General features: G+C 39.6%; 14 protein-coding genes and 3 pseudogenes. 4 read left to right on the forward strand and 13 right to left on the reverse strand.

The genetic code is table 11. The features are described from left to right. The first annotated feature begins 163 nt into the window (after positions 1-163). Entirely contained in the window at positions 164-1180 is a 1017-nt protein-coding gene (locus RCG23_RS05475) for an acyltransferase family protein (RefSeq protein WP_308178899.1), read from the forward strand. A gap of 42 nt (positions 1181-1222) precedes the next feature. On the opposite strand, the gene RCG23_RS05480 is transcribed toward RCG23_RS05475, so the two are convergent. From RCG23_RS05480 to RCG23_RS05490, 3 genes are read right to left on the reverse strand one after another with little or no spacing between them, the layout of a single operon-like run. Continuing rightward, positions 1223-1945 (reverse strand): LutC/YkgG family protein, encoded by a 723-nt coding sequence (locus tag RCG23_RS05480; RefSeq protein WP_308178900.1) that lies wholly within the window; start codon positions 1943-1945, stop codon positions 1223-1225. Further along, positions 1942-3366 carry a LutB/LldF family L-lactate oxidation iron-sulfur protein gene (locus RCG23_RS05485; protein WP_308178901.1) on the reverse strand — a complete coding sequence of 475 codons (1425 nt, stop codon included), beginning with the start codon at positions 3364-3366 and terminating at the stop codon, positions 1942-1944. Before RCG23_RS05485 ends, RCG23_RS05480 begins: the two co-directional genes overlap by 4 nt. 47 nt (positions 3367-3413) lie before the next feature. Then, complete coding sequence (locus tag RCG23_RS05490) at positions 3414-4130, reverse strand: (Fe-S)-binding protein (protein WP_308178902.1); 717 nt, start codon at positions 4128-4130, stop codon at positions 3414-3416. Between the two features lie 223 nt (positions 4131-4353). On the opposite strand from RCG23_RS05490, the gene RCG23_RS05495 reads away from it, so the two are divergent. Continuing rightward, positions 4354-6102: a B12-binding domain-containing radical SAM protein gene (locus RCG23_RS05495; RefSeq protein WP_308178903.1), complete on the forward strand. Its 1749-nt coding sequence runs from the start codon at positions 4354-4356 to the stop codon at positions 6100-6102. Between the two features lie 54 nt (positions 6103-6156). On the opposite strand, the gene RCG23_RS05500 is transcribed toward RCG23_RS05495, so the two are convergent. Together RCG23_RS05500 and RCG23_RS05505 are read right to left on the reverse strand one after the other, a co-directional pair. Next, positions 6157-6294 carry a hypothetical protein gene (locus RCG23_RS05500; RefSeq protein ID WP_308178904.1) on the reverse strand — a complete coding sequence of 46 codons (138 nt, stop codon included), beginning with the start codon at positions 6292-6294 and terminating at the stop codon, positions 6157-6159. Next, complete coding sequence (locus RCG23_RS05505; RefSeq protein WP_308178905.1) at positions 6294-6455, reverse strand: hypothetical protein; 162 nt, start codon at positions 6453-6455, stop codon at positions 6294-6296. Before RCG23_RS05505 ends, RCG23_RS05500 begins: the two co-directional genes overlap by 1 nt. Positions 6456-6601: 146 nt before the next feature. On the opposite strand from RCG23_RS05505, the gene RCG23_RS05510 reads away from it, so the two are divergent. Continuing rightward, positions 6602-6952, forward strand: a complete 351-nt coding sequence (locus RCG23_RS05510) for a DUF3905 domain-containing protein (RefSeq protein WP_308178906.1) — start codon at positions 6602-6604, stop codon at positions 6950-6952. 156 nt (positions 6953-7108) lie between these two features. After that, on the forward strand, positions 7109-7300 hold the full coding sequence (locus tag RCG23_RS05515) for an alpha/beta-type small acid-soluble spore protein (RefSeq protein ID WP_308178907.1): 192 nt from the start codon (positions 7109-7111) through the stop codon (positions 7298-7300). Positions 7301-7652: 352 nt separating this feature from the next. Here RCG23_RS05515 and RCG23_RS05520 read toward each other — a convergent pair whose 3' ends face one another. The 8 genes and pseudogenes from RCG23_RS05520 to RCG23_RS05560 form a co-directional block, all read right to left on the reverse strand. Continuing rightward, positions 7653-8549 (reverse strand): anti-sigma factor domain-containing protein, encoded by an 897-nt coding sequence (locus RCG23_RS05520; protein WP_308178908.1) that lies wholly within the window; start codon positions 8547-8549, stop codon positions 7653-7655. Next, positions 8546-9273, reverse strand: a pseudogene (sigI, locus tag RCG23_RS05525) (RNA polymerase sigma factor SigI). Before sigI ends, RCG23_RS05520 begins: the two are co-directional and overlap by 4 nt. 149 nt (positions 9274-9422) lie before the next feature. After that, on the reverse strand, positions 9423-10754 hold the full coding sequence (locus tag RCG23_RS05530) for a DUF5667 domain-containing protein (RefSeq protein WP_308178909.1): 1332 nt from the start codon (positions 10752-10754) through the stop codon (positions 9423-9425). A 167-nt stretch (positions 10755-10921) separates the two neighbouring features. Continuing rightward, a pseudogene (locus RCG23_RS05535) lies at positions 10922-11387 on the reverse strand (hypothetical protein). Between the two features lie 97 nt (positions 11388-11484). Continuing rightward, positions 11485-13025: pseudogene (locus RCG23_RS25880) on the reverse strand (aldehyde dehydrogenase family protein). Positions 13026-13035: 10 nt separating this feature from the next. After that, the gene (locus RCG23_RS05550; RefSeq protein ID WP_308178912.1) at positions 13036-14139 is read right to left on the reverse strand and encodes an SDR family oxidoreductase; all 1104 of its coding nucleotides are present in this window, start codon (positions 14137-14139) and stop codon (positions 13036-13038) included. A gap of 125 nt (positions 14140-14264) precedes the next feature. Next, positions 14265-15269, reverse strand: coding sequence for an EAL domain-containing protein (locus tag RCG23_RS05555; protein ID WP_308178913.1), 1005 nt, complete (start codon positions 15267-15269; stop codon positions 14265-14267). A 116-nt stretch (positions 15270-15385) separates the two neighbouring features. Next, positions 15386-16963, reverse strand: coding sequence for a peptide chain release factor 3 (locus RCG23_RS05560; protein ID WP_308178914.1), 1578 nt, complete (start codon positions 16961-16963; stop codon positions 15386-15388). Positions 16964-17003: the final 40 nt, after the last annotated feature.

Consider the following 17003-nt stretch of genomic DNA (forward strand, 5'->3'; position numbering starts at 1 on the left):
CTAAGTCACAAACGGATATATTTATATATAACAGAACTACATTTGTTGTATAACAGTTGATATTTCATCTCTTCCATACTTTGGAATGTATTCCCTGTTTTTTGAGTATTAGCTTAGGGTATAAAAGAGTTGAGTAATTGGGGGAGAAATCTGGAGGTTTGTTATGAAACAGCGCGATTACTACTTTGATAATGTAAAGTTCATTTTGATATTTTTCGTCGTATTTGGGCATCTTCTTTGGTCGTATATGGACGATAATCATATTATTTCTGCAATTTACAAGGGCATTTACACATTTCATATGCCAGCCTTTATTCTCGTCTCCGGCTATTTTTCGAAGGGATTCGATAAAAAGGGTTATATTTCAAAAATAGCAAAAAAGTTAATTATGCCTTATTTAGCATTTCAATTAATTTACTCGATTTTTTACTATGTACAGCATCATCAATCTACTTTCAAAATGAACCCGCTTGACCCGCACTGGTCACTTTGGTTCCTGATTAGTCTTTTTTTCTGGAATGTACTTTTGATCATTTTCACGAAATTTAAAGCATCTGTCAGCATCCCTGCTGCGATTCTGATCGGCATGCTTATTGGCTATATGGATTGGACATCAAGTTTTCTAAGCCTTTTAAGGACATTTGTTTTCTTCCCTTTATTCCTGGCAGGCTATTACATGAAAAAGGATCATATTTATTCTCTTTTCACTCTAAGAGCAAGAATCCTTGCTTTGCTAGCTGCTGTTACTGTTTTTGCAGGCTTCTACTTTTTCCCTGGAATACATGATGACTGGCTCCTTGGTTCAAAGCCATATGATGCTTTGGGTAATGCCTCTGTATTCGCCATGTTTAAAAGGCTTGGATTTTACTTAATAAATTTTATTATGGTTATGAGCTTCTTGGCATTCGTGCCAAGAAAAAGATACTTTTTTACCACCCTGGGCAAAAATACGTTGTATGTTTATCTGCTCCATGGCTTTTTCATTCGCCTGTTCAGGGAAAGCGAGTTAAAGAACTACTTCAGCCCTACAATTGGATTTCTGCTCCTTGGAGGACTTGCTCTATTGCTGACCCTATTTTTATCAAGCAGGATGATTACGTCGCTTGCCCAGCCGATAATTGAATTCAAGCTCTCGAAAACGAAAAAATTCGTATACCGAATGGTCGATTCCTTTAGATAAGCAACAGGCACCTTCCAATTCATCGGAAGGTGCCTGTTGCCATTATAGGTCATTAATTAGAATATAAGCTGCTTTTACAGGGCCGTGGACACCGACAACGAGATTAAGTTCAATATCAGCTGAATTGCTCGGCCCGGTTATAAAATTGACACACGAAGCAACAGTCTTACCGTTTAAATGATTCTCGCGCATCCTTTCTGCCGCTTGTGTCATCCTTGGGACGAGGCTGCTTTTCGGTACGAGTGCGATGTATGTTTTCGGCAAAAAGCTGACCGACCTTCCTTTATCCTTATCGCTGAATAAGACCACCGTGCCTGACTCGGCCAGTGTAATTTCGCTGATCGTGAGACCTACCTGGGCTTTTTCTGCTTTTGTGATATTTTCATCCCCTCTTGTATAATCCCATTCATAGACCTTAATATCTTGTTCTGGAAATTCATTAGATAATAATGTACCTAAACCCCACCTCGCAAACCTCTCATCCTTCCAGGCAATAAGAGGACCTCCTCCAAAACTAACAACTACTTCCTTTAATGTTTTAGAAAGCTTGCTTTTGTCTGTAATAAAAAGGCTCGTATGGATTTTTAAACACTGATTTTTCAGTACTTCAACCAATTCGTCTCCAGTTGCACCACTTAGCACCTCTTTTTGTGGCTGATGTTTCCAAACAGGCCTCTCTATATTACCTGATAGTCGGCTGCGGCAGAGCCGGCCGGCTATTTGTTCCAAAAAAGCATCCCGATTTTGAATGATTCCTGTCATCATTTCCCGCCCCCTTTTTCGCGGTTTTTGAACCAGTCTCTAAATCTTTCTTTATTCGGAGCCGGGAAATCGCGTATATCCGTCCACGCCTTTAATGGGCGATCTTCCGAAATTTTATCGCCAACGGTAAAAGGATTCATTGCAGTCGGCGCAAATTTAGAACCAAGCTTATAAAGGACAGGAGAAGCGGCACCCAGACCAAAAGCCTTCATGGCCAGTTTCTCGGAAATAGGTGTTTTCCCCTCTTTTTCAACAATAACCTCGCGATGTTTATGCAAAAGCTGATGCAGCGGTATTTTTACCGGGCAGACCTCTGTACATGCTCCGCAAAGTGTGGAAGCGTATGGAAGCTCTTTGTATTCTTCGTATCCTCCTAGCAGTGGTGAAAGTACAGCACCAATTGGACCGGAGTATATGGATCCGTAAGAGTGTCCCCCTACATGGCGATAAACTGGGCAGACATTGATACAGGCCGCACAACGGATGCATTGCAAAACAGATTGGAACTCACCACCAAGAATATTCGATCTTCCATTGTCAACGATGACGAGATGGAATTCCTCTGCGCCATCAGCATCATGTTCTTCCCTTGGTCCTGTTAAAACAGTGATATAGCTGGTTAATTTCTGGCCAACTGCACTTCTGGTCAATAAGCTGACAAGGACCTCCATTTCCTCGAAGGTAGGTACGATTCTTTCCATTCCCATAACTGTTATCTGCGTTTTAGGAAGTGCTGTTACAAGGTCAGCATTCCCCTCATTAGTGACTAAACTGAAAGAGCCTGTTTCAGCCACAGCAAAATTACAGCCAGTAATCCCAATGTCTGCCTCAAGATACTTTTGCCGCAGCACTTTACGGGCATGCTTAGCCAATTCCTCCGGCTTGGATGTTTTCTGGTAGCCAAGCTTTTGAGTAAAAACATCGCGTATTTGCTCTTTATTTTTATGTAGGGCAGGTACAACAATATGGGATGGAGCTTCATGATCATCAACCTGCAGTATATATTCCCCAAGATCCGTCTCAATGACCTCACAGCCTGCCTGTTCAAGACATGCATTCAGATTAATTTCTTCTGTAACCATCGATTTGGACTTCACTACTTTTTTTCCATCCTTCTTCTCGACCACACTTATAATATATTGATTGGCGTCATCAGCAGTCTGAGCGAAGAATACATGCCCGCCTCGTTTGGCCACATTTTCACTTAATTGCTCCAAGTAATAATCTAAATGATTAAGTACATGCTGTCGTATTTCTTCGCCGTGTGAACGCCACTCCTCCCAGTTTCCCAATTCGTCAACGGCATCTTGCCGGCGTGTTCCCATCCGTTCCTGGGCACCAGCGACTGCACCTCTCATAAATGAATCGTGAATGCCTTTATCAATGCGCTCTTTAAAATTATCTGCGCCTATTTTCATTGCCATCTGTTTTCCCTCCATTCCATAAATAAAATAAAATCACTATCCATTTATTAACGGCTGTTCAGAACCTCTGCAATGTGCAAAACCTTAATCGCCTTGGCCTTTCTTTCAATCCGTCCGCCAATATTCATTAAACATCCTGTATCTGCCCCGATTAAAAACTCCGCTTCCGTTTCTTCAACATGGCAAACTTTTTCGTCTACCATTTGCTCAGAAATTTGTGCCATTTTAACTGAGAAGGTTCCACCAAAGCCACAGCATTGTTCTTTCCCCGGCAGCTCAGTAAACTTTAGACCCTTAACATTTTTCAATAGAACCATTGGAGCTTCTTTTACTCCCAACAATCTAGTCATGTGGCAGGATGGATGATACGTAACTGAACCATCAAAACTGGCACCGACGTCCTCGATTTTTAAAACATCCACAATAAACTGTGTAAGCTCAAATGATTTTTCTGCCAGCCTTTTTGCTTTAGGCTCCCACAGCAGGTCTCCTTTAAAAATCTGCTGGTATTCATGGAACATAGCAATGCAGGATCCAGATGGCGATACGATATATTCTGCTTCGGCAAAGGTTTCAATCATTCGCTTCATCGCTTCTTTTGATTCCTTCACATAACCGCTATTATAAGCAGGCTGCCCGCAGCATACCTGTGATTCCGGAAAATCAATTTCACAGCCTAACCTCTCAAGCAGTTCAACTGTTGCTTTTCCAACGCTACTTTGAAACATATCTACAAGACATGTAGCAAATAGTGTCACTTTCATATTTCTCCACCTCTCCCACTCTCCAAATGACAATCCTATAATTTTTCTTATAAGGTATTACCTTAATGATACAGCTCTTAATGGAATTTTTAAAACAATTCAAAATTTTATTCAAAAATGGAAGTAGCTTGAAGAAATGGTAATCTACGCTGGTATACTATCCTTTTTGCTTAATCAAGGTTATAATAGAATATTGTTTCATCTTAAATAAGGAGTTCTATCAATGAATATAATTTGTTCCACTTTAAATGCCAAATATATACATACTAATTTGGCTATCCGCTATTTGAAAGCCTATGCCGCTCCGGAATTTAATATAAAAATTAAAGAGTATACGATTAAGGATCCTGTCATGAATATAGTCTCAGACCTTATTCAGCAAAAACCCGATGTAATTGGTTTCAGCTGCTATATATGGAATATTGAAGAGACAATTAAAGTCATCAATATTATTAAAAAAATCGATTCTTCTATCCAAATTGTTCTTGGAGGTCCTGAGGTTACTTATGACACTGCTGAATGGATGGAGAAGATTCCAGAGGTGGACTTTATCGTTGTCGGAGAAGGGGAAGCAACCTTTAAACAGCTTCTCAATGAGTTGGACGGGGAAAAACAATTTAAGCGTGTTCCCGGAATCTCTTTTAGGCAAGAAGACCAGATTGTCATTACACCTCAGATGAATAAATTAGATTTAAAGGATATTCCTTCTCCATACAGGTTTGAAGAAGACATTCCGCATTTAAATAAACGGGTCACGTATATTGAGACTAGCCGCGGCTGCCCCTTTAGCTGCCAGTTCTGTCTTTCATCAATTGAAGTCGGTGTCCGATATTTTGACAGGGAAAAAATTAAGAATGATATACGGTATTTAATGGCGAATGGTGCAAAAACAATTAAATTTGTGGATCGCACCTTCAATATCAGCAGAAGCTATGCGATGGAAATGTTCCAGTTCCTGATCGACGAGCATTTGCCAGGCACCATCTTTCAATTTGAGATCACTGCCGATATCATGAGCGCCGAAGTAATTGAATTCCTGAATAAGCAGGCGCCTTACGGTCTTTTCCGCTTTGAAATTGGTGTACAGTCAACCAATGATTATACGAATGAGCTCGTGATGCGTAAACAAAACTTTAGCAAGCTGACCAGAACAGTCACAATGGTTAAAGAAGGCGGAAAGATCGACCAGCATCTCGATTTAATAGCCGGCCTTCCTGAGGAAGATTATCAATCATTCAGAAAAACGTTTAATGATGTGTTTGTAATGAGGCAGGAGGAATTGCAGCTTGGCTTTTTAAAAATGCTAAGGGGAACCGGATTGCGGTTACGCGCTTCAGATCACCAATACACCTATATGGACCATTCCCCTTATGAAATTTTAGGGAATAATGTTCTTTCTTTTGCTGATATCATAAAAATTAAGCAAGTGGAGGATGTGTTGGAAAAATATTGGAACGATCACCGGATGGATCATACGGTTGAATATTTAGTTACCAATGTTTTCTCTTCACCATTCGACTTTTTCCAGGAGTTTGGAACGTACTGGGACAGTCAGGGCTGGTCAAGGATCGGCCATCAGCTTGAAGATTTATTCCGCCGTCTGTCTTCCTTTTTAAAGGCTAAAGGTATTTTAGATTATGATATCGTGGAAAGCCTTATGAAATATGACTATCTGGCAAACCAGAAATACAAGCCAAGAAAACCGTGGTGGGAGCAAAGCTATACTAAGGAAGAAAGAACAAAGCTTTATCAGCTGATTATCCAAAATCCTCAAATAGCAGGGGATGATTTATCAGAATTCAGCCTGAACGAAAAAGAGCTATATAAACACACCATGCTTGAATCACTTTCTTTTAATCTAGCCCGGTACCTTGAAACAGGAATGGTTGAGAAAGCTCCTTCATGCCTTGTGGCTTATTTCGCTCCTGCACAGGAAGCTACTACTTTATTTTCGTTTCCCTATAAAGGGTAAAAAAAGCTGTCCCAAGAGGTCTTTAACTCGAGACCGATTGAGGCAGCTTTTCTATTATTTCCTTTTTTCCTTTTTCTCCGATTTTTTATTTTTTAATGGAAACTCATACAATTTGATTCCATTCACATCCCCAAACTCAACGCTAAATTCTACATTAGCCGCATTCGCTTTGTCCTTGTCTTCTTTTGACATTATGACCTGCCCTTTTTTCCAAGTTTAGAGTTTCTGTTTGCTCCTTTTATTGCCTCTTCTCCATTTGCGAATTCGGCGGAGAACTCAGACTCCTGAATATTTTTATCAGGCGTTTTCGAATATTTTTCAACCGCATTTTTTTCAGCTTTTCGTTTTGCCATTATAAACCCTCCATTCATTTAACTCTGCTTTTATTTTGCGTGCTATCCCAATTCTTCATTCCTTTAAGTGCTTCCTGTTTTACAAATCCATTCCATTCATAAAAACGGAGAGATTTCAAAAAATAAACAAAAGGAGCGATATGACAATGCAGAATAATAAAAATTCAAAAGATGAAAAAGTCAGTTTGGACGAAACTCTACCGCACCAGATTAATGCACCAAGCTTTAAAGGAACCGGGATTAAAATACAGCCTCCATTTGAAAATAGTTTTGGCGTTATTGTTGGGGATAGTAAGTACAGTTCTCCTCAGTCACCTCTTGAGAACTGGAGTGCAGATACAGATCCAGCTGTAATGTCAGGGGATGAATGGATCCATCCGACAAATGATATTGGGTGGAATACAGCCGAAAACAGGGAACTGCTGGAACAGAAAAAACAACCCCAGGCATTTCCCTTCATGCACCCAACCAAAGATGTAAGCCATGGGAAGGATTAAATGATCCTTCTCCTTTTTCTTTTAATGAATGTCATTTTCCATTTACACTCGAATAATGCCAGCTCCGATAAGTTTTTCCACTCATGAAATTTCAAAAGGAGTGTAACACTATTTATACAGAGATATTCTCTGTAATGAATGAAGGAGATGATATAAATGGCAAGAAGCAGCAATAAATTATTAGTGCCAGGAATTGAACAATACATGGATCAGGTAAAATATGAAATCGCCCAAGAATTTGGTGTTCAGTTGGGTTCAGATACAGTTTCAAGAGCTAATGGCTCCGTCGGAGGAGAAATTACAAAAAGACTTGTACAACAGGCTCAAGCCCAGCTATCCGGAAAGTAAAAAATTGAATATAAATGGAAAAAAGTCCGGCATAATCGCCGGACTTTTCTATTTCTATTACCTGTGTTTATTTTCATTTTTTTCTTCGTGTTTATTTTCATGTATTTCTTTATGTTTATCAACGTGGTTATTCATTTTGTCATTATATTTCCTTGAATTATGGTCTTGAGCATTTTCTTGCCCGTTACCATTTCCATGCCCATTTTTATTGGCATTGCCATGGCTGTCGTCATCTTCTTTATGCTTATCTTCGTTTGAAGCTGAATGCCCTTGCTTTTTTGTTTGGCCAGGGTTTGAGGAAGATGTCTTTTTATATTCCTTTTTTTATTCCCTTTCCCCTGGGGTTTTACCTTTATTTCTGTCTTTTTGATTTCGCTGGGGATAAAGGTTTAATAGTTAAAGGAATATTTCGTTTGGATATGCCTTCTTTTTCCTTGTTGCCTTTTTCATCGTCCTCTTTCAGATCATTTTTTAATTCTGGTTTTGAAGGAAGGATCGACTTTACTTTTGTTTTTACTTGTGGGTGTTCTTCTGTTTTTTGAACAGGATTTTTTTCATGAACCTCTTTGTTGAAATGGGCAGGATTTTTAATTTCTTTATATTTCCCTGTTGTTACTCCCATTTTATGGGCATTTTCTAAATCCTTTTCCGTGCCACTAACAACCGTTAATTGAAGATGCTCATTTGATACTGCTTCTTCTATTTTTTGCATTTTCGTATTTAGCTGCTTTTCTGCCTCTGGTTCAGCCTTTTCAGTTCTTACAGTTGAAATCACTACCGTATGGTTAGATTTTAAATATCCTTGTTTCTTTATCTCTATGAGGATATTTTCGGTAATTTTCGAAACATCTTCTTTCTTCCAATCGTCAATTTTCGTTAAAATCCTTTTACCATCTTTATTAAATGCATTTAACTCAACCACCTGCATTTCTTTATTGACAGCCATTTCTATACTTGGATTAACATCAATTGACATGTAAGCGTAGGCCTGATTGCTTTTATAAATAGGAAGAAATGATGCACAGACGAGCACAAGGGCTGCAGCTGCAGTTGCAAGCCGCTTACCTTTAAAAAATTTCCCTATCGAAAACGAACCCCCTGTTCGTTCCCTCGCCACAGCTGGAAAAAAATGAACTTCTTCTCCAAGAACATATGCTTTATTTTGTTTCCGGGCACGCAAAAACTCACCATCAGGGGTTAATAATGTCAGAAAAACATCATCCATTTCCATAATGATTCCTTTTTTCATGTTTCCAGCACCCCCTTAATATAATCCTTCATATAAACATAATCATTTGAATAAATAAGTGCAATTGCAATAATATATTTTCGGTTACGTTCGAGCGTTTTTCTACTTACGTCTACCAGCTGCTCAAGCTGTTTGATCGGCAGTTTTTTCTTTGTAAGGAGGATTTCCTTCAATTCCTCGTTTTCCACCAGGAGCCTTGCAGCTAAAATAGCGTTCTTTCTGGCATCAGCATGTTTTGGAGACTGCTCAATGATTTCATTAAAGGATAAATCATATTTTAGCAGCATCTGTTGGAATTGCATTATTTCGTCCCTGCGGTGTTCCTGTTCTGTTTTTTTATTATATTCATGTATTGATAATTCATTTTCGATCAGGGTACCTGGAGAATCTTCATCCTGCATCTCTCTATTTAAATCGATGCTAATACTCTGGTTTCTGGATTGCTTGCGGATATAATCGATTACCCGTCTTTTAATCAATACTTCCGAAAAACTGAGTAAAGAGCTCCCCGCTCAGGAGAATATTTATCAATTCCTTCATTGAATGCAATAAGGCCGATACTAAATTCATCGTCTGTTTCGTGAATGTATCTCTTGCAAACAGCCGACACGGTTTTAGCAATAAAAGGTTTGTAAGAGTCTATAATTTCATTCCGCAAAGCAGTATCACCATGCTGAATTAATGCAACCGACTCTTCTAGTGTTCTTTTTTTCTTTTTGGTCATAAACAATAAACCCAGCAATAGCCTCACCTCTCTATTCCAACCAATTATAACATACGGTAGGAGCTTATCTTTTTGTGGGGGTAACTGCATTTAGAAAAGATAGCCCCAGTTAAGGCTATCTTTTCCTGTTTATTGTTCATTCTGAATAATTAGTCATTGTGCTTTTCTTTACCATTTTCATGTGTACGGTGTTCTTCAACTTTCTTTATTGGCTTAAGCTCTTGTTTAACAGTTTGTTTTACTTGTTTGATTTGCTGTTTAGCTGTTGTTTTTACTTCTTTAACTTGCTGTTTTTCAGTTTGGCGAATTTTTTTCACTTCTTGCTTTGCAGCAGACTTTACTTGCTTCGCTTGTTGCTTTGCAGTTGTTTTCACTTGCTTTGCTTCTTTTTTAGCTTGGTGCTTTACTTGTTTTGCAGCAGTTTTTGCTTGTTTAGCTTCTTTTTTTGCAGTGTGCTTCGCTGCAACAGCTGCTTTTTTAACTTCTTTTTTGGATTCAGTCTTAACATCTGAAGTGTCTTCAGTTGTTGTCGCAGGTTCAGTTGTTGTTGTTGTCGCAGGTGCAGTTGTTGTCGTTCCTGTGGTAGCAGTTGTACCAGTTGTTGTAGTTGCTGCAGGTGTATCAGTTTTCACTGTAGTTTCTGTAGCAGGAGCTTCAGTTTTTACTTCTTCAGCTTCTTTTTCCAACTTTGCTAATTTCTCAGCTAATCTAGCGTAGGTTTTTTCAATATTTCTTTTTAATGCTGCTTTTGCCACAGGGTTTTGAACTTTATCCATTGCTGCAGTCAACGCAACAATATTTTGTGTAAGAACTTTTTCTACATCCTTAAGGTTAGAATTGTCAGTTGTAGTTTCATCCGTAGCTTTTTCTTCTGTTTTTGCTTCTTCTGTTTTTGCTTCTTCAGAATCTTTATCTTCCGTTTTTACTGCTGTTTCGTCTTGTTTATTCTGGTCATCAGCTTTTACTTCTTCAGTTTCAGCTTTTTCTGTTTCTTTTGCGTCGTCTTGCTTTACTTCAGTTGTTTTATCAGACTCTTCTTTTTTAACTTCTTCTTCTTTAGTTGAATCTTTTTGGTCTTCCATGATTTTATCTGCATTTTTCATTTCTTCAACAGAATCTTTAATTGCTTTCACAGCAGCTTCCTGGTCTCCTGCAGCGAAAAGTGCTTGAGCTTCAGCAAGGCGTTCAGTTGCAAAATTGGCAAGCAGTTTTGCTTCCTTTGAATCATCAGAAGTCAATGCAAGCTGGATTTTCTCAAGGGCAATTTTTACGAAATAGAAGAAATCTCCTGGTACTAGTGCTGGTGTCTCTGTCTTTACAGTTTCTGTAGCTGGAGCAGTTGTTTCTGATTTAACAGCAGTTGTATTTTCATCAGCAAATGCTGCGTTTCCGGCAGTAAGAGTGATTCCTCCAGCTAGGACAACAGCTAAAGCTCCCTTTGCGATTTTATGTAAGTCTTTATGGTTTGTTTGTTTTTTCATTTTTTATTCCACCTTATGTTTTTTTTCGCGGCCGCTTTTTCACTAAATGATTACGGACGGCAAGGAGGGGTTTGTGGGGGTGTCGAAAATAAATAAATTTTTAATAAAGCAAAAAAGCCTTACCCAGCCCTTGCAGGATAAAGCTTTTGCTATTAAAAATATTTGTATTATTTGCTTTCAGGATGTCTGGCTAAAAGCAAAAATCTGAGAAAAAAACCAATCAGGAGTCCAGGAATTAAAAAAATCATTGGCAAAAAAACAGGCCCTGCATCACACCTACTATTACAACCTTGCTGGAATACATTAGTCCGATTGTGACAAAGTCGCCGAACACAAAAGGCAAAAATGACAGTTTTTCTTCGCCGGCATCGCGCTTCGATAAGCATCCCACAGTGCAAACATATATACACATGGATAAAACATCAGCCACTGGAAATTCGTTACCTTAAAGGCGATGTCTATCTCTCCGATAAAGCTGTATAAAATGGCTTGATTAAAATTGCTGAAAACATTAATAATAAATTCCAATACGACAAACAAGATTCCTTTTATATACTGTCCGGCCAACAGCTGGCTGAATCCTGGCAAGGCTATATTCCACATGACTGCTTCTAGTTTATTAAGCTTTTTCATTCTCCAACCCGCTTTGTTTTGGCAATTTTATTTTCTAATTTTTAGGATATCCATAAAAAAGCCAAATTAAAGCGATTTTTTTATTTTACTAAAACAATCATTTCTTTAGAAGCTTTAAATAGGTGCGCGCGAATGTGTTCCAGTCACGTTTTTTTTGAAAATAACTTTTAAAAAGCTTCAGAAATAATGGATACTTTCCCTTATACGGGTACCACTGGATTTCATTATTTTTTCTGCCGCTGTCTTCGATAATCGCTTTTTCATGGCAAAAAATACGCAGACCGGCATCACCATGATATCTGCCAATCCCGCTTTGCTTTGCTCCCCCAAATGGAAGGCCATGATTGGCTACTGTGATGATGGCATCATTAATGACAACTGCTCCTGAAATAAGCTTCCCAGCAACTCTTCGTGCCTTCAACAGATCCAAGGACCATACACTGGCGTTCAGCCCATAAATGGAGTCATTCGCGAGTGATACCGCCTCTTCCTCTGTATCAAATGGAATTACCGGCAAAAGCGGTCCAAAGGCCTCTTCCTGAATGATTTTCATATCCTGCACGACATTTGTTACAACAGTCGGGGGCAGGAACATGCCTTCCTTCCAATCCTGCGGCTGAATTCCTGTTTCGAGGACCGCACCTCGCGATAGGGCTTCCTCCAGCTGTTCCTTTACGATTTGAATTTGTGATGGAAATGTCATTGAACCAATATCACTATTCTCGTCTGCCCCTTGTGTCAGACCCTCTACTTCATTTTTTAGCAAAGCTAAAAATTCATTGTACACCTTGCGCTCCACATACAGCCTTTCTGCACTCATACACACCTGTCCGCTGTTTGTAAAAGCGGCCAGGCGGCTCCCTTTGCTGCTCTTTTTAGATTAGCGTCAGCAAAGACAATCATTGGATCTTTCCCGCCTAGCTCAAGTGTAGTAGGTATCAGCCTTTTTGCAGCGGACTCCTGAATGATTTTCCCTGTCCTTACTGACCCGGTAAAGAAAATATAATCGGGGCTTCCATCAGTAAATGCGGCGCCTACCTCTTTACCTCCGTGGGCCACCTGGACCACTCCTTCAGGGAAGCCCGCTTTGGCAAAAAGGTCTTCGATACATTTCCCTACCAATGGAGTGACTTCAGACGGCTTTAATATGACAGTGTTTCCTGAAGCCAGTGCACTGATCATTGGAACAATGGCAAGCTGAAGAGGATAGTTCCAAGGAGAGATAACAAGGACAACTCCCCTTGGCATATACTCAACAAAAGATTTTTTTCCAATCAGCAATAAAGGTGTAGAAGCTTTTTGCCTTTTTAAAATCTTTTCCGCATGGGAGCATATATGGCTGATTGCATCCAGCGTAGGCATAATATCGGCAACCAATGCCTCTGTCAGGACTTTTCCTGTATCATCGGCAATTGTCCTTGCGATTTCCTCCATATGATCTGCCATATATTCTTTTAGCACTTTCAAATAGTTAAGCCGACTGGAAACTGGGAGGTTACTCCATCTCTCGAAGGCATTTCTTCCTTGCTGGTAAAATTGATCGACAAGATGCAGTGGAGTTTCATCAATCTCGCCAAGATGCTTTCCTGTTGCAGGGGCAAACACCTGAATTTTTTCACTGACTGAATGCACGTTCATTCACCTGACTTTAGATAATTTTTATTTGGTAGGCAGGGTTATCTTTATTTTTTATATAAAATGAAATCATCGGAGAAATTCCATCACGAAAATCAGGGCATTGAATTCCTGATCCCTTTAAATCCTCCTGGGCTTGAGTACAGTCAAAACGTCCCATCCATGTAAAATAATCAAGAGCCTCTTTTTCTACTCCAAGATATTTACGAACTGGCTTTAACGACAGCACTAATTTGGCCGCTGACAATGGCAGGCTCCCTTTAGGTTGTTTTTTGATCAGCTCTGCCATCAGCATTCTATAAAGCTCGGAAACAGGATAGGGCTTAGGATCGGTTAAATGATACGTTTTACCCGCCCCCTGCTCGAGAAAGGCCAAATAAGTCGTCGCTTCAATAATATAATCAATTGGAACAAGATTGACAACAGCATCTCCTTTTCCCATCGTCGGAATAATAGGAAGAAATTTCAAACGGTCGAGAAAATTCATAATAAAGTAAGGGCCGTCAAATTTGATGGTTTCACCAGTTTTTGAATGTCCCTTTACGATCCCCGGACGGATGATTGTAATGGGAACTTCCCTTTTCAATTCCTCTACAAGCACTTCCGCTTTAAATTTCGTCTCTTCGTAATGGTTTTTAAAAGCCTTTGGAAGAATTAATTCGGTTTCATAAAGCTTTCCTTCGCGTTTCCCCGCTACATATGCTGTACTGAAATACGTATATCTTTTTACATTTGGCAGTTTTTTTACCCATTCATTAATATTTTTTGTCCCTACTACATTTACCTTATAAGCGATATCCCTTGGCACGGCAAGGTCATAGATCGCAGCCAGGTGAAAGATATGTGTAATTTGCTTCGCTAGGTGATTTTGCTCTTCGTCAGGTATTCCGAGCCCTGGCACGGTAATATCCCCTTCAATAATTTGGATTTGGTCATCTTCCAGCTTAAATTCCGCAACAATTTCCTTCGCTTCACTCAATGCCTTTTGTCGCATGTCGGGCAGGACAAGGACAAAAACTTTTCCTTTCCCTTCATTCCTCTTTAATACCTGGCGAATCAACTGATTGCAGATGAAGCCCGGAAAGCCTGTAAAAAAATAGCCCTTTTCCAAAATCATTCCTCTTTTCAAAAACATGATTATGTTCATTTTAGCCAGATAGAAAAACATTCGTCAAATACTTTACAGAAAATTCTGTAATAATAATAGATTAAAACTGTAATTTCAAAAAAAATGTGCCAGCCTTAATTGGCTGACACTGTTTTATAAACAGGATTAGGAGAAGGCTTACCGATAAAGAAGCCTTGGGCAAGCTGGACACCGAGACTGCGGCAGTATTCCAGCTCTTCCTTTCTTTCAATTCCTTCGGCGAGAACCGTTATATCCAATTCATTAGCCAATTCCATCACTTCTCCCAAGAACTGCTGTTTTCGTGATTCCTGATCACAAAATTGAATGAATTGCCGGTCAATCTTCACAAAATCCGGATCGAGCATTTTTAACACTTCCAGAGTTGAATACCCAGCCCCGACATCATCAAGGGCTACTTTCATTCCTTCTCTTTTATATGTTTGCAATACTTTTTTCAGGTGGCCCATATCTTCAATTTGTTCGGATTCAACCACTTCAAAGACAAGATCTGCGGGGTCAATTGCATATTTATTTACAAGGTGAAAAGTATGCTGCAGGCAAAAATCAGGATTATAAATAGTTGAAGGCAAGAAATTGATAAAACTCTTAACCCCTTTAGGGATAAAAAGATTTTTGGCCCTTATGGCTGCTTCACGTGCCCTCTGGTCAAGGAGTGAAAGCATGCCTGCTTTTGCTGCTGTTGAAAACAAAGCTCCCGGCGAAATATCGTTATCTTCTTTTGTTCTCAGCAATGATTCATAACCAAATAGTTGATCGTCCTTCTGCAAATCAATAATTGGCTGTAAAAAACTGATGAGCTCTCCTGATTGAATAATGGAAATTGTATTTTTATTCTGCAGCTGGATAATCAGGCTTTTAAGCGGAATGCCCGCAGAAGGAATTTTTCTTTTCAAACAAAGCGCGGAAAGAGACTGATCCTGTGCTTTAGTTAATAGCTGTATTCGTTCAAGCAACTCTTGATGGTTATCATAAGGGATGTACCACCATCCGTCCCCATGTGGTTCAAGCTTGTAAGCAGATAAGTTTTCTGTGGTATTAATATACAGATAACCTTTTTCGTGGAGCAGAAACGAAATCCCGCATTGATTACAATACATACAAAATTTCCCCCAAAAGGACTAATTTTCTATTGCTATCATAGCAAACTAATTTAATTATTAATACCAATAAGCACCAAAAAACGGCGAAACAAAAGCTTCGCCGTTTTTCTTCTTTATTCACTATCCATTGGATTGTATAGCTTTACATCCGGATTTTTCTCCTGGAACCATCTGAGTGCAAAATCATTTTCAAATAAAAATACATTTTGATCAAAACGGTCTTTAACGAGAAGGCTTCGGGAGCTTGACAGGTTTTCATCAACCGTGTCTCCTTCAATCCATCTGGCGATTTTCGATCCCTGTCTTTCCATTAAAACCTCTGCATTGTATTCAGCCTTCATCCGGTGCTCAAACACTTCAAACTGCAGCTGCCCTACAGCACCAAGCAGATAGTCATCCGTTTTAACGGTTTTAAAAAGTTGTATTGCACCTTCCTGAACAAGCTGCTGAATTCCTTTATGGAAGGACTTTTGCTTCATGACGTTCTTAGCCGAAACCCGAACGAATAATTCAGGGGTAAACTGTGGCAGCCGTTCATATTGGAAATCATCTTTTCCCGAAGTGAGTGTATCGCCAATCTGATACGTACCCGGATCATATAAGCCGATAATATCTCCACTAACAGCCTCATCAACGGTGTTCCGCTCTTCAGCCATAAATGATGTCGACTGAGAAAGCTTCAGCTGTTTTCCCAGACGCGGAATGTTAACAGCCATTCCCCGTTCGAATTTTCCGGAACAGATACGAACAAATGCAATTCGGTCCCGATGTGCCGGATTCATGTTCGCTTGGATTTTAAACACAAATCCTGAAAACTGCTCTGAAAGAGGATCAATTTTTCCGATTGATGAGTTCCGAGCCATCGGGGCAGGCGCAAACTGAAGATAGGTTTCAAGGAAGGTTTGCACGCCAAAGTTAGTCAACGCACTTCCAAAGAAAACTGGAATCAGGTCACCTTCTGCCACTCGTTCAGCTGAGAAATCATTTCCTGCTTCGTTTAAAAGCATGATTTCTTCCAATGTCTGATCATAAAGGCCTGTAACTTTTAATGGGTGATCACCTTCGATTTCGCCATCTTCATTTAATGAAATAAATCTTTCATCTTCAGTAACACGGAATTGTTCAATTCGTTTATAGTACCGATCATAAATACCAAGAAATTCTTTGCCCATCCCAATTGGCCAATTCATTGGATAAGATTCGATTCCAAGAACCTCTTCCAATTCAGCCAAAAGCTCTAGCGGCATTTTCCCCTGGCGATCAAGTTTATTAATAAACGTAAAAATAGGAATTCCACGCATGCGGCAAACCTTGAATAGCTTCAAAGTTTGTTCCTCTATACCCTTTGCAGAATCAATGATCATGACGGCACTATCAACCGCCATAAGCGTACGGTAGGTATCTTCACTGAAATCCTGATGTCCAGGGGTATCGAGAATATTGACACGGAAGTCGTTATAGTCAAATTGCATTACGCTGGAGGTAACAGATATTCCGCGCTGTTTCTCAATCTCCATCCAGTCACTCGTTGCAAATTTACCTGTTTTCTTTGCTTTTACAGTACCGGCATCACGAATGGCGCCACCGAATAATAGTAATTGTTCAGTTAAGGTCGTTTTACCGGCATCCGGGTGGGAAATGATCGCGAACGTCCGGCGCGAGGTTACTTCTTCTTTAAAATTCTTACTCATTTTGTTTTCCTCTCTTTTGACAACAAAAATTTTTGCCCAT

This window comes from Neobacillus sp. PS3-34 (assembly GCF_030915465.1).
Taxonomy (GTDB): Bacteria; Bacillota; Bacilli; order Bacillales; family Cytobacillaceae; genus Neobacillus_A.

Bases quoted from the DNA above. Each gene is read 5' to 3' on its own strand.
- RCG23_RS05515 (WP_308178907.1), top strand. From the start codon at position 7,109: ATGGCAAGAAGCAGCAATAAATTATTAGTGCCAGGAATTGAACAATAC.
- RCG23_RS05495 (WP_308178903.1), top strand. From the start codon at position 4,354: ATGAATATAATTTGTTCCACTTTAAATGCCAAATATATACATACTAAT.
- RCG23_RS05555 (WP_308178913.1), bottom strand. From the start codon at position 15,269: ATGTATTGTAATCAATGCGGGATTTCGTTTCTGCTCCACGAAAAAGGT.
- RCG23_RS05530 (WP_308178909.1), bottom strand. From the start codon at position 10,754: ATGAAAAAACAAACAAACCATAAAGACTTACATAAAATCGCAAAGGGA.
- RCG23_RS05560 (WP_308178914.1), bottom strand. From the start codon at position 16,963: ATGAGTAAGAATTTTAAAGAAGAAGTAACCTCGCGCCGGACGTTCGCG.
- RCG23_RS05480 (WP_308178900.1), bottom strand. From the start codon at position 1,945: ATGATGACAGGAATCATTCAAAATCGGGATGCTTTTTTGGAACAAATA.
- RCG23_RS05550 (WP_308178912.1), bottom strand. From the start codon at position 14,139: ATGATTTTGGAAAAGGGCTATTTTTTTACAGGCTTTCCGGGCTTCATC.
- RCG23_RS05490 (WP_308178902.1), bottom strand. From the start codon at position 4,130: ATGAAAGTGACACTATTTGCTACATGTCTTGTAGATATGTTTCAAAGT.
- RCG23_RS05485 (WP_308178901.1), bottom strand. From the start codon at position 3,366: ATGGCAATGAAAATAGGCGCAGATAATTTTAAAGAGCGCATTGATAAA.
- RCG23_RS05505 (WP_308178905.1), bottom strand. From the start codon at position 6,455: ATGGCAAAACGAAAAGCTGAAAAAAATGCGGTTGAAAAATATTCGAAA.
- RCG23_RS05475 (WP_308178899.1), top strand. From the start codon at position 164: ATGAAACAGCGCGATTACTACTTTGATAATGTAAAGTTCATTTTGATA.
- RCG23_RS05500 (WP_308178904.1), bottom strand. From the start codon at position 6,294: ATGTCAAAAGAAGACAAGGACAAAGCGAATGCGGCTAATGTAGAATTT.
- RCG23_RS05510 (WP_308178906.1), top strand. From the start codon at position 6,602: ATGCAGAATAATAAAAATTCAAAAGATGAAAAAGTCAGTTTGGACGAA.
- RCG23_RS05520 (WP_308178908.1), bottom strand. From the start codon at position 8,549: ATGAAAAAAGGAATCATTATGGAAATGGATGATGTTTTTCTGACATTA.